Genomic DNA, 18,220 nt, shown 5'->3' on the forward strand with positions numbered 1-18,220 from the left:
TACCTTTATTCCAGGTAGCACTATTTCAGTTTCAAGCCCCCGTTACCCGTACGTACTCAATTACGTTGAAATACTATAGCTGCATTTCTATTAAAAAAATGCAAAAACTTTAAATTTAAACTAAACTCTTATCATGAAAAAAGCTTTACTACTAACGCTATTGTTGGCAATGGTTTGCACCTGGGGATTTGCGCAAACCGACCAATTCTGGTCTGTTAACAATGAAAGCCGCAGCAGCATCACCACTGACAAAGCTGTTTCCAGGCTATCCTTTCCAAAAACATTCAATTTATTTAATGTAAACATCGAGCCGTTAAGGCAGCAATTATTTTCTATTGTTGGCAACCAGGCTTCCAGGCATTCTTCAACGGTTATTTCATTACCCAATGCCGATGGTAAACTAGAGCAGTTTGAAGTATTTGAAGCCTCTAACTTTGAGCCTGCTTTACAAGCAAAATTCCCGGAGATCAGGGCTTATTCCGGCAAAGGCCTTACCGATAAATATGCTACTTTAAAATTAAGCATCTCTCCGCAAGGCATACAAACAATGGTTTTCAGAACAGAAAAGGAGAATGAATTTATTGAACCTTATTCTTTAAATCATACCATATATGCTGTATATAAATCTCAGCGTCAGCCTGGCCTGCTGCCCTGGACCTGCTCTACCGATGACCAGCAAACTGCCACAAGCCTGAAAAATCAAATTACAGGGTCAAATATAGTAGGTAGTTCTGCAGGCGAATTAAGAACTATACGTTTAGCACAATCTGTTACAGCAGAGTATTCTAACTATTTTGGCGCATTCAGTTCTGCTGATGTGGCATTGGTATTGGCAGCTATTAATGCTACCCTTACCCGCTGTAATGGTTGTTACGAAAAAGACCTGGCCTTACACCTTAACCTCATAGCTAACACTACTGATGTTATTTATTATAATCCCAACACCGATCCTTATTCTCCTGCAGCCAGCGGAGCCGGTGGTGCCTGGAATGGACAATTACAAGCTACTTTAACTTCTGTTATCGGCGAAGCAAATTACGATATCGGCCACTTGTTTGGAGCTTCTGGCGGCGGCGGAAATGCCGGTTGTATTGGTTGTGTTTGTGTAAACGGTCAAAAAGGTAGTGGCTTTACTTCACCCGCCGACGGTATTCCAATGGGAGATAATTTTGACATTGATTATGTTGTACATGAAGTAGGCCATCAGTTAGGTGGTAACCATACTTTCTCTATGTCTATCGAATCTGGCGGGTTAAACAATGTGGAAGTCGGCTCTGGTATCACTATCATGGGTTATGCCGGTATCACTTCCCAGGATGTGGCACCTCACTCTATTGATATTTATCATGAACGTTCTATTCAACAGATCCAGAATAACCTGGCTATTAAAACCTGTCCGATCACGACTAATATCACTGCCAACAATGCAACACCGGTTGTTGCAGCCCTTACAAATTATACTATTCCTATCAGTACGCCCTTTGCATTAACCGGTTCTGCAACAGATGCCAATAACGATCCATTGACATATTGCTGGGAACAGAATGACCAGGCAAACAGTACCGTAACCGGAAATAACAGTGTGGCATTTCCAGCTAAACTGGTTGGCCCTAACTGGCTATCATTTAGCCCCAGTACATCACCAACAAGATTGTGTCCAAAACTATCAACCATTCTTTCTGGTTTATTTATTACACCAGTACTGCCAGGTGGTGATGCCATCGCCAATATAGAAGCTTTGAGTTCAGTAGCCAGGACCCTGAATTTCAGGTTAACCGTCAGAGATAATTCTCCTTATGTTCCTACTGTAAAAGTAGGCCAGACTGCTTTTTCTGACATGACTGTAACTGTTACCAACACCTCTGGCCCATTCAGAGTAACGGCACCTAATACTGCAGTATCCTGGCCGGCCGGTACTACCCAAACCATTACCTGGGATGTAAATAATACTACTGCTGCGCCGGTTAGTTGCGCTAACGTAAAAATATCTTTATCTACCGATGGCGGGCAAACATTCCCAACCGTTCTGGCAGCAAGTACAGCTAATGATGGTACAGAAAATATTACTATCCCAAGTTCAATCACTACTACTGCAAGGATAAAAATAGAAGCAATAGGTAATATCTTCTTTGATATATGTGATGCTAACTTCTCTATTACAGCCCCACCTGTAGGTTTTGATTTTACATCAGCTTCACTTACCGCAACTATCAACTGTAATGCACAAACTTCTGCTACTGCAACTTTAGGCACTATTTCCAACGGTGGTTATGTTACTCCAATCAACCTTTCTGCCAGTGGAAACCCTGCAGGTACAACGGTTACATTTAGTACCAACCCTGTTGTTCCCGGTAACAGTACCGATGTTACACTTACTAATACTAATACACTGAGTGCAGGAACTTACAATATAACCGTAACCGGTATATCGGGAGCTTTAACACAGAGCAAAATCATTTCTTATGTTGTACAACCTGGAGCCGGACCAACAATCACTACAGAACCTTTATCACAGGTATTGTGTTCAGGTTCCAATGTTACATTTACCGTAGCTACTTCTACTGCCTTATCTTACCAATGGCAGGAAAGTACTAACGGTGGCGTTACCTGGAATCCAATTAATAATGCAGGCATCTACAGTGGTGCCACAACAGTTAATTTAACTTTAACTGGTATTACCGCAACCCAGAATACTTATCAATACCGTTGCGTAGTTACAGGTCAGTGTAATACTACCAATTCTGCTGCTGCTACATTAACAGTGAATACGCCTCCGGCAATTACTTCACAACCAGTAGGAAGTACAATTTGCGCTACACAAAACACTTCTTTCACAGTAGCCGCTACGGGTACCGGTCTAACCTATCAATGGCAGATAGGTACTAACGGATGTACTACAATGACTAATCTAATTAACGCTGCTCCTTATTCCGGTGTTAACTCACCAACACTCGTAATTACAGGTGCTACTACAGGTTTAAACAATGCTGGTTACAAATGTATTGTTAGTGGTACTTGTGCTCCATCTGTTTCTACTTCGGCATGTACACCATTAGTCGTTAATACTCCGGTGGCTATCTCTACACAACCACTTAGTGCTGTTATTTGTGCTGGTTCTGCCACTACATTTAGTGTAGTTGCTACCGGTACCACACCTACCTACCAATGGCAGGAAAGCACCAATGGTGGTACTTCTTTTACTAATATCACCAATGGTGGTGTGTATTCAGGAGCAACTACGGCTAACCTTACATTGACTGCTGTTACAGCCGGTATGAGTACTTACCAATACCGTTGCATTGTATCAGGTGCTACTTCCTGTGGTGCATTAAATTCTGCTAATGCAGTATTAACTGTTAATACTGCTCCTGCAATTAGTGCACAGCCTGTTGCAGCTACTACACTTTGCGAAGGATCAAATACAACTTATACCGTTACTGCAAACGGAACTGCATTAACTTACCAATGGCAGTTAAGCACAGCTGGTGCCGGCGGCCCATGGAATAATATTACCAATGGCGGTGTGTACAGTGGTGCAACAACTGCTTCTTTAACTATTACTGCTGCAACAGCTGCAATGAATAGTTACCAGTACCGTTGTGTAATCAGCGGCACTTGTACTCCATCAATAAACACCACCACTTCTGCATTAACCGTTAATGTTCCCGTTAACTTTACTACTCAGCCTGCTGCAACTACAAATGTTTGCGCAACAGGAGCTACTACATTTGTTACAGCGGTAACCGGCACTGGCCCAACGTATCAATGGCAGGAAAGTACCAACGGCGGTACCACCTGGACAAATATTACTAATGGTGGTATTTACAGTGGTGCAACTACCACTTCATTAACCTTAACAGGCATTACTGCAGGTATGAACAGCTACAGGTATAGAAATGTTGTTACCGGTACCGCACCTTGCGGAGCCGTAAACTCAAACAGTGCTGTACTAAATGTTACCCCTCAACCGGTAATAACAGCAGCACCTTTAACTGCGTTATTAGCAGGACAACAAACCACTTTGACAGTAAATGTAACACCAGCACCAGGCTTAAGTTTTGCATGGTACCTGAATGGCACTTTATTACCTGCCGCAACTGGAAATACACTTACTGCCAGTGTGAACGGACTAGGTAAATATGGCGTTGTGGTTACCAGTGCTACAGGTAGCTGTACTTCTGGCCTTACAGAAATTACTGCTGCCCCAAGTACCAAACTGTTTGTTTTCCCTAGCCCTAATGATGGCAGGTTCACCGTTTCGTATTTTACTGCCGGTGCTTCACTAACCAATACCACTAAACAAAGCATCACTATTTATGATGCTTTTGGACGCAGGGTATTGAATAATGAATATGCTGTTTCTCAGCCTTATCAATTACACCAGATAGACCTTCGCCGCAATGGTGCCGGGGTTTATTATATTGTATTGAGAGAAGCTAATGGAAATAAGATCAAAACAGGCGAAGTGCTGGTTCGCTAATTGTTTGAAAATCATAATAAAAAAACTCCTGTCGTAATTACGGCAGGAGTTTTTTTTATGGTATATGTAATTATTATTGTTTGTTTAAGCCATAGCATTAAAGGATTACTCATACAAAAAAACAGTAAAAACTTAGTTACATCAGGCACGGTAAAATGCAGTAAAAACAAAATTTCATCCGTACTTTAAAATTTGCTAATTTCATCGTGAAACAATAGTAACTGACATGTATTTTTAGTATTGAACAGCAACTGTTGAAAACAAAAAAAATACCAATCAGTGAATCCATTTACTGGTAACCATAATCGGTTTTAAAAAAATTATTTTGGGATTGGCTTAGTTGCAGGATTCACTCTTTTTTTTTGACAACAAATTCACTATCCCCCAAATTAACCCCCTTGTTTTGCCAATGAAAAATTGAAATGTACTTCTCAGGAAGTATTATATCAGATGAAGTTATTTGATGAAGAGTGATATTGCAAGCAATTATTGAATAAAACAAACTTAATAAAACTAAACTAACAATATGAGAAAAGCTTTACTGCTCACCCTGTTTTTTGCTTTAATTACAACTTTAGGGTTTTCCCAAACAGATCAATTCTGGTCTGCTAACAATGCAAGCCGCAGCAGCATCGCAACTGACAAAGCTGTTGCAAGGCTATCTTTTCCTAAAGATCTGAGTTTATTTACAATAAATTTCGAACCTTTTAAACAGCAGTTATTTTCTATTATTGACAATAAAAGTGCAAAGCACTCTGCCATTATTTCTTTGCCAGATGCAGATGGGAAGCTGGAGCAATTTGAAGTATTTGAAGCATCTAATTTTGAGCCGGCTTTGCAAGCCAGGTTTCCTGAGATCAGGGCTTTTTCGGGCAGAGGAATCACTGATAAATATGCTACTTTAAAATTGAGTATTTCTCCTCAGGGTATTCAAACAATGGTTTTCAGAACAGAAAAAGAGAATGAGTTTATTGAGCCTTATTCTAAAGACCATACCATATATGCAGTATACAAATCACAAAGAAAACCAGGGCAATTGCCATGGACCTGTTCTACTGATGACAAACAAGTAGCTGCCGGCATCAACAAACAAATCGGTGGTTCAAATATAGTGGGCAGTTCGGCCGGTGAATTAAAAACAATGCGTTTAGCCCAATCCGTTACAGCAGAATATTCTAATTATTTTGGCGCATTCAGTTCTGCGGATGTGGCATTGGTTTTAGCTGCTATTAACGCCACCCTTAGCCGCTGTAATGGTTGCTATGAAAAAGATCTTGCTTTGCACCTTAACCTTATTGCAAATACTACTGATGTTATTTATTATAATCCGGCAACCGACCCCTATTCTCCCGGTGCAGTTGGAGCTGGTGGTGCCTGGAATGGTGAATTGCAATCTACTTTAACCTCAGTTATTGGAGAAGCGAATTATGACATCGGCCATTTGTTCGGCGCATCCGGTGGCGGAGGAAACGCAGGTTGTATTGGTTGTGTTTGTGTAAATGGTTCTAAAGGAAGCGGTTTTACTTCTCCGGCAGATAATATTCCAATGGGAGATAATTTTGATATTGATTATGTAGCACATGAAGTAGGTCATCAGTTGGGAGGCAATCATACCTTCTCTATGTCCATTGAATCTGGTGGTTTAAATAATGTGGAAGTTGGTTCTGGTATCACGATAATGGGTTATGCCGGTATCACTTCCCAGGATGTGGCTCCTCACTCTATTGATATTTTTCATGAACGTTCTATTCAGCAAATTCAAAATAACCTGGCTATTAAAACCTGCCCGGTAACCACTAATATTACTGCTAATAACGCAACACCTGTTGTTGCTGCAGTTGCCAATTTTACTATTCCAAAAAGCACTCCATTTGCACTCACGGGTTCAGCAACAGATGCTAATAATGATCCGCTGACTTATTGCTGGGAACAGAATGACCAGGCAAACAGTACTGTAACAGGGATTAATAGTGTGGCATTTCCAGGTAAACTGGTTGGGGCTAACTGGTTATCATTTAGTCCTGCTGTATCGTCAACAAGATTGTGTCCTAAATTATCCACCATCCTGGCAGGTTTATTTATTACACCTGTATTACCAGGTGGTGATCCTGGTACCAATATAGAAGCTTTAAGTTCCGTGTCTAGAACATTAAATTTCAGGTTAACAGTAAGGGATAATCATCCATTTAGTTCAACTGTTCCTGTTGCGGTTGGCCAGACTGCTTTTACAGATATGACAGTAACCGTTGATGGCACTACAGGGCCTTTTGGAGTAACCATTCCTAATACCAACGTTTCATGGGCTGAAACCACAGCTCAAACTGTAACCTGGTCTGTTAACGGTTCTACCGGCGGATCAGTAAATTGTGCCAACGTAAAAATCTCTTTATCTACCGATGGGGGTAATACATTCCCTTATGTACTGGCAGCAAGCACGCCTAATGATGGCACTGAATCCATAGTAATTCCTGCAGGAACAATTACCACAACAGCCAGGATAAAAGTAGAAGCAGTTGGTAATATTTTCTTTGATATTTCTGATGCCAATTTTACTATAACAGCTCCGCCTCTAGGCTTTGATTTTACAACCGCTGCACTTACTGCTTCTGTTACCTGCGGTGTAGAAACTTCTGCAGCTATTACTTTAGGTACTGTTTCAAATAGCGGTTATGTAACCCCCATAAACCTTTCTGCAAGTGGAAATCCGGCAGGCACCACCGTTAGTTTTAGTGTTAACCCTGTTATTCCGGGAAATAATACAATTGTTACGCTCAACAACACCAACCTTGTACCTTTTGGAACTTATAGTGTTTTGATAACTGGTATTTCAGGAACAATAACTCAAAGCAAAACCATAACTTTTACCATTGCTCCCGGAACAGGCCCTGTAATTAATATTCAGCCAACCGGCCAGTCAGCATGTATAGGCGGAAGTGTTACCTTCAGCGTAACTTCAGCTGCAGGCATCAGCTATCAATGGCAGTCAAGCACCAATGGAGGCGTTAGCTTTTCCAACATAGCTGGTGCTACCGGTGCCACCTACACTATACCAAGTATTCTTGCAACTCAAAATAATTATCAATACCGTTGCCTGGTAACGGGTCAATGTAATACTACTACTTCCACAGCTGCAATATTAACTATTAACAATGCTCCGGCCTTTACACAGCAACCTGCCAATGCTGGTGCATGTGCAGGCAATTCGGTAAGCTTTACTGCGGCGGCGTCAGGTGCTGGTGTTACCTACCAATGGCAGGTAAGTACAAATGGTGGTACCACTTTTACTAATATAGGCGGTGCCACTGCAGCCACTTATACTTTTGTTACCACTTTAGCACAAAATGGTAATTTATACCATTGCGTGGCTACAGGTTCATGTTCGCCTGCTACCACATCCGCTAATGCTTCGCTTATAGTTGGAAGTACACTGGTAGTTAATTCGCAACCTGCCGCTTCTGTAATCTGTGAAGGTGCAACAACATCATTCGCCGTAGGAGTTACGGGAATAGTTACTTATCAATGGCAGGAAAGTACTAATGGTGGAACATCTTATACCGACATTGCAAACGGAGGTATTTATTCCGGAGTAACAACGCCAACATTAACCTTGTCTGCTGTACCTGCCAGTGCTAATAATAATCGGTACCGTTGTGTTATTTCGGGTAACTGCCCATCCATAAACTCACTGGGAGCAGCATTAACGGTAAACACTGCTCCGGCAATTACCACCCAACCTCTTACAGGAAGTACGGTTTGTGCTACTCAAAACACATCGTTCACTACTACTGCAACCGGTACAGCCTTAACCTATCAATGGCAGGTAAGTACCAATGGTGGTGCCACTTTCTCTAATCTTGTAAATGGCGGTGTGTATTCTACTGTTACCACAGCTACCCTGAATATTACCGGAGCTACAGTGGGTATGAATACTTATAAATACCGTTGTATTATAAGTGGTACCTGTGCACCAGCGGCAACTACCACATCATCAACATTAACCGTGTACACACCTATAACGGTAAGTGCTAACCCTGTTAACGTAACAGTTTGCGAAAACAGTAATGCCAGCTTCAGTATTACAGCTGCAGGTACTTCACCAACCTATCAATGGCAGGTGAGCAATAATGGGGGCACCACCTATATCAATGTTTCAAATGGCAGCATTTACTCCGGGGCAACAACGCCTACATTAAGTTTATCAGGAGTACCTTTTAACTTAAACAACAACCTGTTTCGTTGTATTGTAAATGGTTTGGCTCCCTGCGGCCTGGTAAATTCAGGAGTTGGCGTGCTGAGTATTAATCCCCTTCCTTTTGCTTTTACAGTAACTGGCGGCGGGTCTTATTGTGTGGGTAATAACGGAGTGCCTGTTGGTTTAGGTTTATCACAAACAGGTGTCAATTATCAATTATTACTTAATGGTGTAAATACAGGCAACCCGATTGCGGGTACAGGTGGCCCCATCAGTTTTGGCAACAGAACTATCCCGGGCATTTATACCATTGTGGCTTATAACGCTACTACGGGTTGTACACAGCCAATGGCAGGTAATGTTACAGTAGTGGTAAACCCACTGCCCACAATTTCTTTAAGTGTTGCACCTTATAAAAACCTTTACCCGGGCCTGGTTACTACACTAACTGCTACTGCAACCAGTGCTGCTACCCCCATTACTTATTTCTGGTTCAAGAATAATACTTTGATCAATAATACAGGTAGCACATTAGCTGTTAATGTATTCAGCCTTGGAGATTATAGAGTAACTGTTACAGATGCCAACGGATGCGTTAACCAATCTCAGACAATAACCATTGCAGATTCAGCAAATAGCAAGTTGTTCATCTATCCAAATCCCAACAACGGGCAGTTTAATATTGCCTATTATAATGCAGGTGGCTTACCTGTAAAACAGGTTATTACTATTTACAGCAGCAAAGGCGAAAAAGTATACAACAAGGAATTCCCGGTTTCATTGGCTTACCAGTTGCTTAATATTGATTTGCGCAGAAATGGTGCAGGCATTTATTACGTGGTGCTAACCGATGCTACTGGCAACAGAATAAAAACCGGTGAAGTGCTGGTGAAATAGAATTTCAGAAGCTGATTATTAAAACTCCTGCCAGGTAAAAGGCGGGAGTTTTTACAGGGAGATACTTTAAATGCTGTTAAGCTGAAGTATATAATTAAAACTAAGTATAGAATAACTGCATTTGTGGTACTATATTGAGCTGGTTTTTGTTAACGGGGCAAACAAAATTTTACTCCTGCACTAAAATTTATTACTTTTATTATCGAACTAGCAACTATTGAAGAAATCAATTACAATATTAATTTTATCCCTCCTTTTTTTCTCCCAGATAGGGTACCGTTTTATATATCTCATTCAGCAACATCAACTTAAAGAACAAGCCGAAGAACAACTACTTTCCACAGTTAACGAAGATCAGTTGGAACAAGTTAATGTAGAAGATAACCAGGATAAAATTACCTGGGAAGAAGAGGGGAAAGAGTTTTTCCTGAATGGCCAGATGTATGATGTAGCTAAAAAGGAAATTATAAACGGCAAGACTATTTTGTATTGTTTAAATGATAAAAAAGAGGAGCAATTGGTGGAAGATATGCTGAAAAAAGAGAAAGCTAATGCAGACAATACTTCCAGCAACAAGGATGGCAAACACACTATAAAATTCCAGTTATCAGATTTTACAGAGCAAATTCAGGAAACAGTTTTTAATAATAAAACAATAACTGCACAAAAATTCCAGGTGTATACGGCACCTGTATGTACAGTTACTAAAGAAGTAAATACACCACCACCAAATAACAATCTATATTTTCAAAAATTAATTTTATGAAACAAGTGTACAAAAGTTGTTTAGTTTTTCTTATTGCTATTTCTGCTTATGGCATACTGCTGACTGGTTGCCAGCATAAGGCAGAAACCATTGGCGAAGAAGAAGATGAAATGTATGACGGTCCCGATAAGGCCGCACAATTTCAATTTAATCGCACCAAAAATCCTTCTACAGGGCAAGTGCCGTCTGAAAAGATGTGGGATGCTGTATTGCAAACCCAGCAGATAAAGGACTTGCAAGCAAATTCACAAAATATAGTTTCCGCCTTAAGCTGGATAGAAAGGGGGTCTAACAGCGATGTGGTAGGCCCTTCAAACGGTAATACCCGTGCCAATAGCGGCATCACTTCCGGCAGGATAGACGCCATGATGGTGGACTCTTTAGACCCTACGCATAAAACCGTATGGGTAGGTGGAAGGGATGGTGGTTTATGGAAAACAACCGATATAACTATTGCACCTTCACCCTGGACGCTGGTGAATGACTATTTTGGTAACCTTTCAATTTCGGCAATCACCCAAGATCCGACAAACTATAACACCATGTACTTTTGTACGGGTGAATCTTATTTTGAAGGTGGTGCGGTTCGTGGTAACGGTGTTTTTAAAAGTACTGACCATGGTGTAACCTGGTCACAGCTTTCAAGTACCACAACCTATTATTACTGTACCAGGATACTTTGCGATTTTCAGGGCAATGTATATTTAGCTACAAGGGGTAATGGCTTATTGAGATCTACAAATGGCGGTACCAGTTGGACAAATATCACTCCCACCGGTTTAAGTACTAATATTTGCGACCTTGAGATCACTTCTACTGCAGTAGCTTCAAGGCTCCATATGGTGGCAGGGATTTTCAGTACACAGGCATACCGTTACACTGACATAGCAGCAACAGCTACTTCATCTACTGGTTGGGTTGCACCAACTACGCCATTCCCAACTTATAATATGAGAGCCGAAATTGGTGTTAGCGGTAACACACTTTATGCTGCACCGGCCAATGCATCTTACCAGGTTCCTACTATGTATAAGTCGATTGACGGAGGTGACAACTGGACCGCAACTACAGGTCAGCCTACAAGTGGCTGGGCAAGTGGTCAGGGATGGTATGCTCTCACAGTTAATATCAATCCTTCTGATCCAAATCAATGTATTGTGGGAGGGCTGGATAATTTTAAAACAACAGATGGAGGAGCAAGCTGGACAAAAATTTCTGCATGGGTAGGCACAGCTGGCCAATATGTACATGCCGATCAACATAAGGCACTTTGGTACGATGGAGGTAACAAATTAATATTCGGATGCGATGGTGGTATACATTATTCCTCTGACGGAGGAGTGGTAATACGTGACAGGAATGAAGGATTAAGGTTAAAGCAATTTTATGCCGTTGCGATACATCCAGTTACTACCAATTATTATTTAACTGGTGCCCAGGATAACGGTACACATCAATTTAATAACCCCGGGCTTAGTGGAAGTATAGAAGTTTTTGGTGGTGACGGTGCTTATGTTGCCATTGACCAAAATGAACCATTGTTTCAAACAGGAGCTTATGTATATGCCAATTTCAGAAGAAGTGCTAATGGCGGTGCAAGTTGGTCATTTGGTCCAAGTAACAATACCGGTCAGTTCATCGATCCTTATGACTATGATAATCTGGGTAATAAAGTTTATGCAGGTACAACTGCAGGACAATATTTGAGATGGGAGGACCCTCAAAGTGGTTTTACTTATACGAATATTGCTATTCCGAATTTTAACGGTTCAAGTGTTACATCTGCTTATGTATCTCCATATACAGCCAACAGGGTTTATTTTGGAACTGCTGGCGGACGTATAGTAAAAGTTGACAATGCCAATACAGCAACACCTACCGATGTAAATATCACGGGTGCTGGTATGAGTGGCTATCAAAACTGTGTTGTTGCAGGCTCAGATGAACAACACCTGATGGCTTGTTTTTCAAGTTATGGTGTCACCAATGTATGGTCATCAATTGATGGAGGAGCCACCTGGACTGGGGTTGATGGTAACTTACCTGATATGCCCGTTTATTGGGCCCTATATCATCCTGATGATAATACCAAAGCATATATTGCTACAGAAACAGGTGTATGGTCAACCGACCTGTTAAATGGTGCCAGCACTGTTTGGGTTCCGGAAAGTAGTTTCCCTACAGTAAGATGCGATATGCTTAAATACCGTTCATCTGATCGTACTATTGCGGCTGCAACTTATGGAAGAGGTTTGTGGACTGCAACAATACCTTCTGGTTGCACATCTGCATCTATTACATCACAACCAGCCAACGCTACAATATGTGCTACCAACAACGCTACTTTCTCAATTGCCGGTACAGGTACAGGATATCAATGGCAGGTAAGTATTAATGGTGGCGGTTCATGGACCGATGTTGCCAATGGCGGCGTTTACGGTGGTGCTACTACTATCAGCTTAACCATTACAGGAGCAACTGCCGGCATGAATGGTTATCAATACCGATGTGTGGCTACGGGTTCCTGTGCACCAACTTCGGCCACATCCAATGCCGGTATCCTAACAGTAAATGCAGCTACTTCAATTACAAGTCAGCCGGGGGCCAGCGCTATTTGTGCAGGTGCCAATACAAGTTTCACTGTAGCCGCAACAGGTGCGTCTCTTACTTATCAATGGCAGGAAAGTACCAATGGCGGTGGAACATGGGGTAATATTCTTAATGGTGGTATTTATAGCGGAGCTGGTGGCGTTACCCTTACACTTACAGGTGTTACTGCGGTGATGAATAATAATCAATACCGCTGTGTAATAGGAAGTGCATGTACACCTTTAAATTCTAATGCTGCTATCTTAACTGTAAATGCAGCACCATCGGTTACTGCACAACCGCTTAACTCATCAGTATGTGCAGGTAATACTGCAACCTTTAGTGTAACCGGTGCAGGTGGTGGATTAACCTACCAATGGCAGGAGAGTACCAATGGCGGCGGTACATGGAATAATTTAGCTAACGGGGCTCCTTACTCTGGTGTATTAACTGCTACATTAAGTATCAATCCAACTACAATTGGTATGAATACCTATCAATATCGTTGTGTGATCAGCGGTTCTTGCCCCGGATCAGCAACCTCTAATGCCGGTACGCTTACAGTAGGTACTGCATTATCTATTACATCACAACCATTAAGTACAATTGTTTGTGCCGGCTCAACAACCAGCTACACCGTTGCTACCACAGGAACTGTAATCAGTTATCAATGGCAGGAAAGCACTAATGGCGGTGGTACATGGAATACCATCACCAATGGAGGTGTGTACAGTGGCGCAACCACAGTAACCTTAACCCTTACTGGTGTTACAGCAGGTATGAATAATAATCAATACCGTTGTGTGGTTACCGGAAGTTGCCCTGCTATTAACTCCAGTGCAGCAACCTTAACCGTAAATACAGCGCCGAATATTACATCACAACCAGTGAGTAGTATAGTTTGTGCTACGCAGAATACTTCCTTTACTACTGTTGCAACAGGTACAGCTGCCACCTACCAATGGCAGGTTAGTACAACCGGTTGTGCTGGTACATTCACTAATGTGGTTAACGGCGGTGTTTATACAGGAGCTACAACTGCTACTCTAACTATTACAGGCGCTCCAACTACTATGAACGGTTATGCATATAAGTGTGTGATCAGTGGAACATGTACACCAGCTGCAACATCAGCTTGTGTAACATTAACCGTAAATACACCGGTTGCTATTACAGCGCAACCGCTTGCTTCTGTAGTGTGTGCCGGAACCACCACTACATTTGGTGTAACCGCTACCGGTACCTCACCAACTTACCAGTGGCAGGAAAGCACAAACGGTGGTGGCACCTGGAACAATATCGCCAATGGAGGTGTGTACAGTGGTGCAACTACAGCTACATTAACCTTAACTGGTGTTACAGCAGGTATGACTACTTATCAATACCGTTGTATAGTTAGCGGCGCTACTTCTTGTGGTGCTGTAAACTCAACTGCAGGTATATTAACTGTAAATACAGCTCCGGCCATTACAACACAACCTGTAGCAGGCACAACTATTTGTGCAGGCCAGAATACATCGTATGGTGTAGTTGCAAATGGTACAGCGCTAACTTATCAGTGGCAATTAAGTACAGATAATGGTACAACATGGAATGCCATCACCAACGGTGGTGTGTACAGCGGTGCAACTTCAGCTACGCTATCAATTACAGCAGCAACAGTTACTATGAATACGTATCGTTACCGTTGTGTGATCAGTGGTACCTGTACTCCTGCAGTAAATAGTACTGCAAGTATATTAACTGTGTATACTCCAATCAGTATCACCACACCACCTGCAGCAGCAACCATTTGTGCTACCGGTACTACCAGCTTCAGTGTAGTGGCAGCAGGTACTTCACCAACACTGCAATGGCAGGAAAGTACTAATGGCGGAACTACATGGAGCAATATCACCAACGGTGGAATTTACAGTGGTGCAACTACAGCTACATTAACCTTAACCGGTGTAACTGCCGGTATGAATGGTTACCTGTACCGCAACGTTGTTTCAGGATTAGCACCATGTGGCGCAGTAAACACAGTAAGTGCAGCACTTACAGTAAGTGCACAACCAACAGTTACTTTAACAGCATCACCTTACACTAAATTGTTACCAGGCCTCACCACTACCATCACTGCTTCAGTTACTCCTCCAACAGGATTTACAACAGTGTGGACCAGAAACGGCGTGCCGATCTCTGTGGTGGGTAATTCTGTAAATGTTTCGGTAAATGAACTGGGACTTTATACAGTTGTAGCAACAATCGGTTCTTGTATCTCAGTTCCGGCTACAATTACCATCAGTGATTCTGCCAGTAGCAAACTGTTTATCTACCCTAGTCCTAATAACGGACAGTTTACAGTAGCTTACTATAACCAGGGTGGCTCAACTACTAAACAGATTGTAACTATTTACAGCAGTAAAGGAGAAAGAGTGTACAACAACGAATTCCCTGTTACACAAGCTTACCAATTACTTAAAGTTGATTTAAGAAGAAATGGAAGCGGTGTGTACTATGTTGTGTTAAGCGACAGTAATGGTAAAGTAATTAAGAGAGGCGAAGTATTAGTTCGTTAGATCTGATTACACCTGATATTTTAACTCCCGCTTTTAAAAGCGGGAGTTTTTTATTTATAATGCTTAGTGTTCTGATTTATTTATTGGGATATCCGCTTACAAATTTATTGCCTTTTACAAAAAAGCGGTAAGGGTGTAATGCGTCATCGCCGGCACCTTCCACGCCAATACGGGCACTCATACCAATTTCATTCTTGGCATAGAAAATATCATCATCGCAAATAAATATTTTGTTACCCAATAGATTGAGTCCGGAATGTTCTTTAGAAATACCCAATGCTTTTCCTGTATTGCCGGGTCCTTTGGTTAAAGTGTTATCCAGTTTTAATTTACCGGTTCGTTGCAGCATAATATCAATCCCCTGCAGTGGTTCAACAGCCCGTATCAAAACAGCATCAGGAATATTTTTTTTATTGGTTACCACATTAAACAAGTGGTGCATGCCGTAGCAGATATACACATAAGAAATACCCGGTGATGCATACATATGTTCATTACGGGCTGTTCGTTTGCCATTATATGCATGGGAAGCCCTGTCGGTATGGCCACCAATATAGGCTTCCGTTTCCACAATTTTTCCCGAAGTGGTATGCCCGTCAAATTTTGTAATTATTATTTTACCTAATAAGTCACGGGCTATTTGCACTACATTATCTCTGTCATAAAATTCAACAGGTAACTTCTTCATTATATCTTTAACTTTAAAGCTAAAATAAAAAAACTATAGCCACCAACCTTCCCAATGCTTAAAGAAATTATTACCGCTATACAAGCCTATTTTCAAACACACCGCTTTATTATAAAGCACCGGTTATGGAAATGGATCCTGATTCCCGGGCTGGTATATACAATCCTGTTTTGTGCAGGTATCTGGCTGTTTCTTAAATCCAGTAATTATGCCATTGATTTTGTACTGCTAAAAACCGGCGCTACAGAATGGATGCAAAAAATGCAGAACAGCTGGCTAAACTGGCTGATGATTTTTGCCCAGATCATTTTATACCTGGTGTTGTTGTTATTTTATTTTTCTCTTTTTAAATACATGTTTCTTATTGTGGGCTCGCCTTTGTTTGCTTACCTGAGTGAAAAAACAGAAGCCATTATGGAAGGCCATGATTTTCCATTTAGTTTTTCGCAATTGATAAAAGACATTATACGAGGTGTTAGAATTGCGTTGCGGAATATGCTGTGGCAAACAGTGTATGCAGTGTCTATTTTTATTTTAGCCTTTATACCGGTCATCGGCTGGATAACACCATTAATTGCGCTGCTGGTGGAATGTTATTATCTTGGTTTTTCGATGCTGGATTACAGCTGCGAAAGACATAAATTATCTACCTCACAAAGTATTGCATTTATAGGTAAGCACAGAGGATTGGCCATTGGCAATGGCCTGGTTTTTTACATGATGCATTTTATTCCTTTACTGGGGTGGGTATTGGCACCGGGTTATGCAGTAATTGCAGCAACCATCAGTTTGTATGGTGATAAAGAGGGTGGTGTATCAGCAATGGTGAGACAAGCGTGAGGCGTGAATCGTCAGACGAATTAAAATATCTTTAAAAATTCTGCAAAAAAAATGACAAGTACAATTTATTTAGTACCCTGTGTATTAGACGAAGCAGCTACACAAACTATTCCTCTATACATTATTGATGCAGTAAAAAATTGCTCCGTAATTTTTGCGGAGAATGAAAGAACAGCCAGGCGCTTTTTAAAAAGTATTTGCAAAGAAATTGTAATTGACAATTATGAATGGTTTACTATTCACAAAGCAGAAGAAGAACTGATCAGTACTTTTAAACAAAAAATAACTGCTGGTAAAAACATTGCTATAATCAGCGAAGCCGGTTGCCCGGGTATTGCAGATCCCGGGCAAATATTAATTGCTGCAGCACAACAAATGAATGCAGTAATAAAACCACTGGTAGGGCCAAGTTCTATTCTTTTAGCCTTAATGGCCAGTGGCATGAACGGACAGCAGTTTGAATTTGTGGGCTACCTTCCAATTGATACTAATGAAAAAATTAAAACCATTAGAGAACTGGAAGCCTCTTCTGCAAAAAATAACAGTACCAAAATTTTTATTGAAACACCGTATAGAAATAACCAGTTAATAGAAACTGTTTTAAAAACCTGCAAGCCATCTACAAAATTCTGCATTGCTGCTGAACTTACTGCCGCAACCGAATTTATTAAAACAAAAACTGTGGCTGATTGGAAAAAAGAAAAAACCGACTTTCATAAAAAGCCGGTTATATTTTTATTGCAGGGATAAATTTTATTGATTGGGTTCTAATTTGGCTTCGATAACAATATACCTGCTATCTCCTCTCCATGGTAAAGCCCCATTTTTTTCTATATATTTAAGCTGTACTCTCTTTCCATCATAAGATTGTAACACTTTAGCAATACTATCATCTACAACAGAAAATAAAAATTTTTCTGATGCTAATGCTACATTATTAGTAGATGAAACACTGCTGAGTACCAGCTCTCCTTCGTAAGTTTTAAAAATATTCCCCTTGTGAGAAAATTTTTGTAATAAACCTGTTCTGGTTCCGTCGTCCCCATAATTATAATAATACTTCCAATAGCCAAACAGTCCTAATATCACCAGTAAAATAAATGTAAACCAACGTACAAATTTTTTAAAGCCCCCTGCTTTTTTAGGTTGAGGTTTCACTATCTCCGGTGCTTTTATGTCTTCCATGTTTTTATTTTTTTGTAAGATA

The 18,220-nt window shown here is 41.0% G+C and carries 8 protein-coding genes; 6 read left to right on the forward strand and 2 right to left on the reverse strand.

The annotated features are described in order from the left end of the window. Positions 1-133: 133 nt before the first annotated feature. From ACQ334_RS07660 to ACQ334_RS07675, 4 genes are all read left to right on the forward strand, one after another. The gene (locus ACQ334_RS07660; RefSeq protein WP_430987597.1) at positions 134-4,480 is read left to right on the forward strand and encodes a reprolysin-like metallopeptidase; all 4,347 of its coding nucleotides are present in this window, start codon (positions 134-136) and stop codon (positions 4,478-4,480) included. 526 nt (positions 4,481-5,006) lie between these two features. After that, positions 5,007-9,569 carry a reprolysin-like metallopeptidase gene (locus ACQ334_RS07665; RefSeq protein ID WP_430987598.1) on the forward strand — a complete coding sequence of 1,521 codons (4,563 nt, stop codon included), beginning with the start codon at positions 5,007-5,009 and terminating at the stop codon, positions 9,567-9,569. A gap of 217 nt (positions 9,570-9,786) precedes the next feature. Beyond that, a complete protein-coding gene (locus tag ACQ334_RS07670; RefSeq protein ID WP_430987599.1) occupies positions 9,787-10,335 on the forward strand; it encodes a hypothetical protein in 549 nt (182 codons plus the stop codon). Continuing rightward, a complete protein-coding gene (locus ACQ334_RS07675) occupies positions 10,332-15,485 on the forward strand; it encodes a T9SS type A sorting domain-containing protein (RefSeq protein WP_430987600.1) in 5,154 nt (1,717 codons plus the stop codon). The genes ACQ334_RS07670 and ACQ334_RS07675 overlap by 4 nt, the downstream gene beginning before the upstream one ends. A 76-nt stretch (positions 15,486-15,561) precedes the next feature. Here ACQ334_RS07675 and ACQ334_RS07680 read toward each other — a convergent pair whose 3' ends face one another. After that, the gene (locus tag ACQ334_RS07680) at positions 15,562-16,173 is read right to left on the reverse strand and encodes a DNA-3-methyladenine glycosylase (protein WP_430987601.1); all 612 of its coding nucleotides are present in this window, start codon (positions 16,171-16,173) and stop codon (positions 15,562-15,564) included. A gap of 54 nt (positions 16,174-16,227) precedes the next feature. On the opposite strand from ACQ334_RS07680, the gene ACQ334_RS07685 reads away from it, so the two are divergent. Together ACQ334_RS07685 and ACQ334_RS07690 are read left to right on the forward strand one after the other, a co-directional pair. After that, entirely contained in the window at positions 16,228-17,013 is a 786-nt protein-coding gene (locus ACQ334_RS07685) for an EI24 domain-containing protein (RefSeq protein ID WP_430987602.1), read from the forward strand. Between the two features lie 51 nt (positions 17,014-17,064). Then, positions 17,065-17,763, forward strand: a complete 699-nt coding sequence (locus ACQ334_RS07690; protein WP_430987603.1) for an SAM-dependent methyltransferase — start codon at positions 17,065-17,067, stop codon at positions 17,761-17,763. 3 nt (positions 17,764-17,766) lie between these two features. On the opposite strand, the gene ACQ334_RS07695 is transcribed toward ACQ334_RS07690, so the two are convergent. Then, positions 17,767-18,198 (reverse strand): hypothetical protein, encoded by a 432-nt coding sequence (locus ACQ334_RS07695; protein WP_430987604.1) that lies wholly within the window; start codon positions 18,196-18,198, stop codon positions 17,767-17,769. Between the last annotated feature and the right edge of the window lie 22 nt (positions 18,199-18,220).

The sequence above is a fragment of the Ferruginibacter sp. SUN106 genome (assembly GCF_050611765.1).
Taxonomy (GTDB): domain Bacteria; phylum Bacteroidota; class Bacteroidia; order Chitinophagales; family Chitinophagaceae; genus Ferruginibacter.

What these genes read in the sequence shown, in the direction of transcription:
- ACQ334_RS07660 (WP_430987597.1), top strand. Translation starts at nt 134, where the DNA reads ATGAAAAAAGCTTTACTACTAACGCTATTGTTGGCAATGGTTTGCACC.
- ACQ334_RS07665 (WP_430987598.1), top strand. Translation starts at nt 5,007, where the DNA reads ATGAGAAAAGCTTTACTGCTCACCCTGTTTTTTGCTTTAATTACAACT.
- ACQ334_RS07675 (WP_430987600.1), top strand. Translation starts at nt 10,332, where the DNA reads ATGAAACAAGTGTACAAAAGTTGTTTAGTTTTTCTTATTGCTATTTCT.
- ACQ334_RS07680 (WP_430987601.1), bottom strand. Translation starts at nt 16,173, where the DNA reads ATGAAGAAGTTACCTGTTGAATTTTATGACAGAGATAATGTAGTGCAA.
- ACQ334_RS07685 (WP_430987602.1), top strand. Translation starts at nt 16,228, where the DNA reads ATGCTTAAAGAAATTATTACCGCTATACAAGCCTATTTTCAAACACAC.
- ACQ334_RS07690 (WP_430987603.1), top strand. Translation starts at nt 17,065, where the DNA reads ATGACAAGTACAATTTATTTAGTACCCTGTGTATTAGACGAAGCAGCT.
- ACQ334_RS07695 (WP_430987604.1), bottom strand. Translation starts at nt 18,198, where the DNA reads ATGGAAGACATAAAAGCACCGGAGATAGTGAAACCTCAACCTAAAAAA.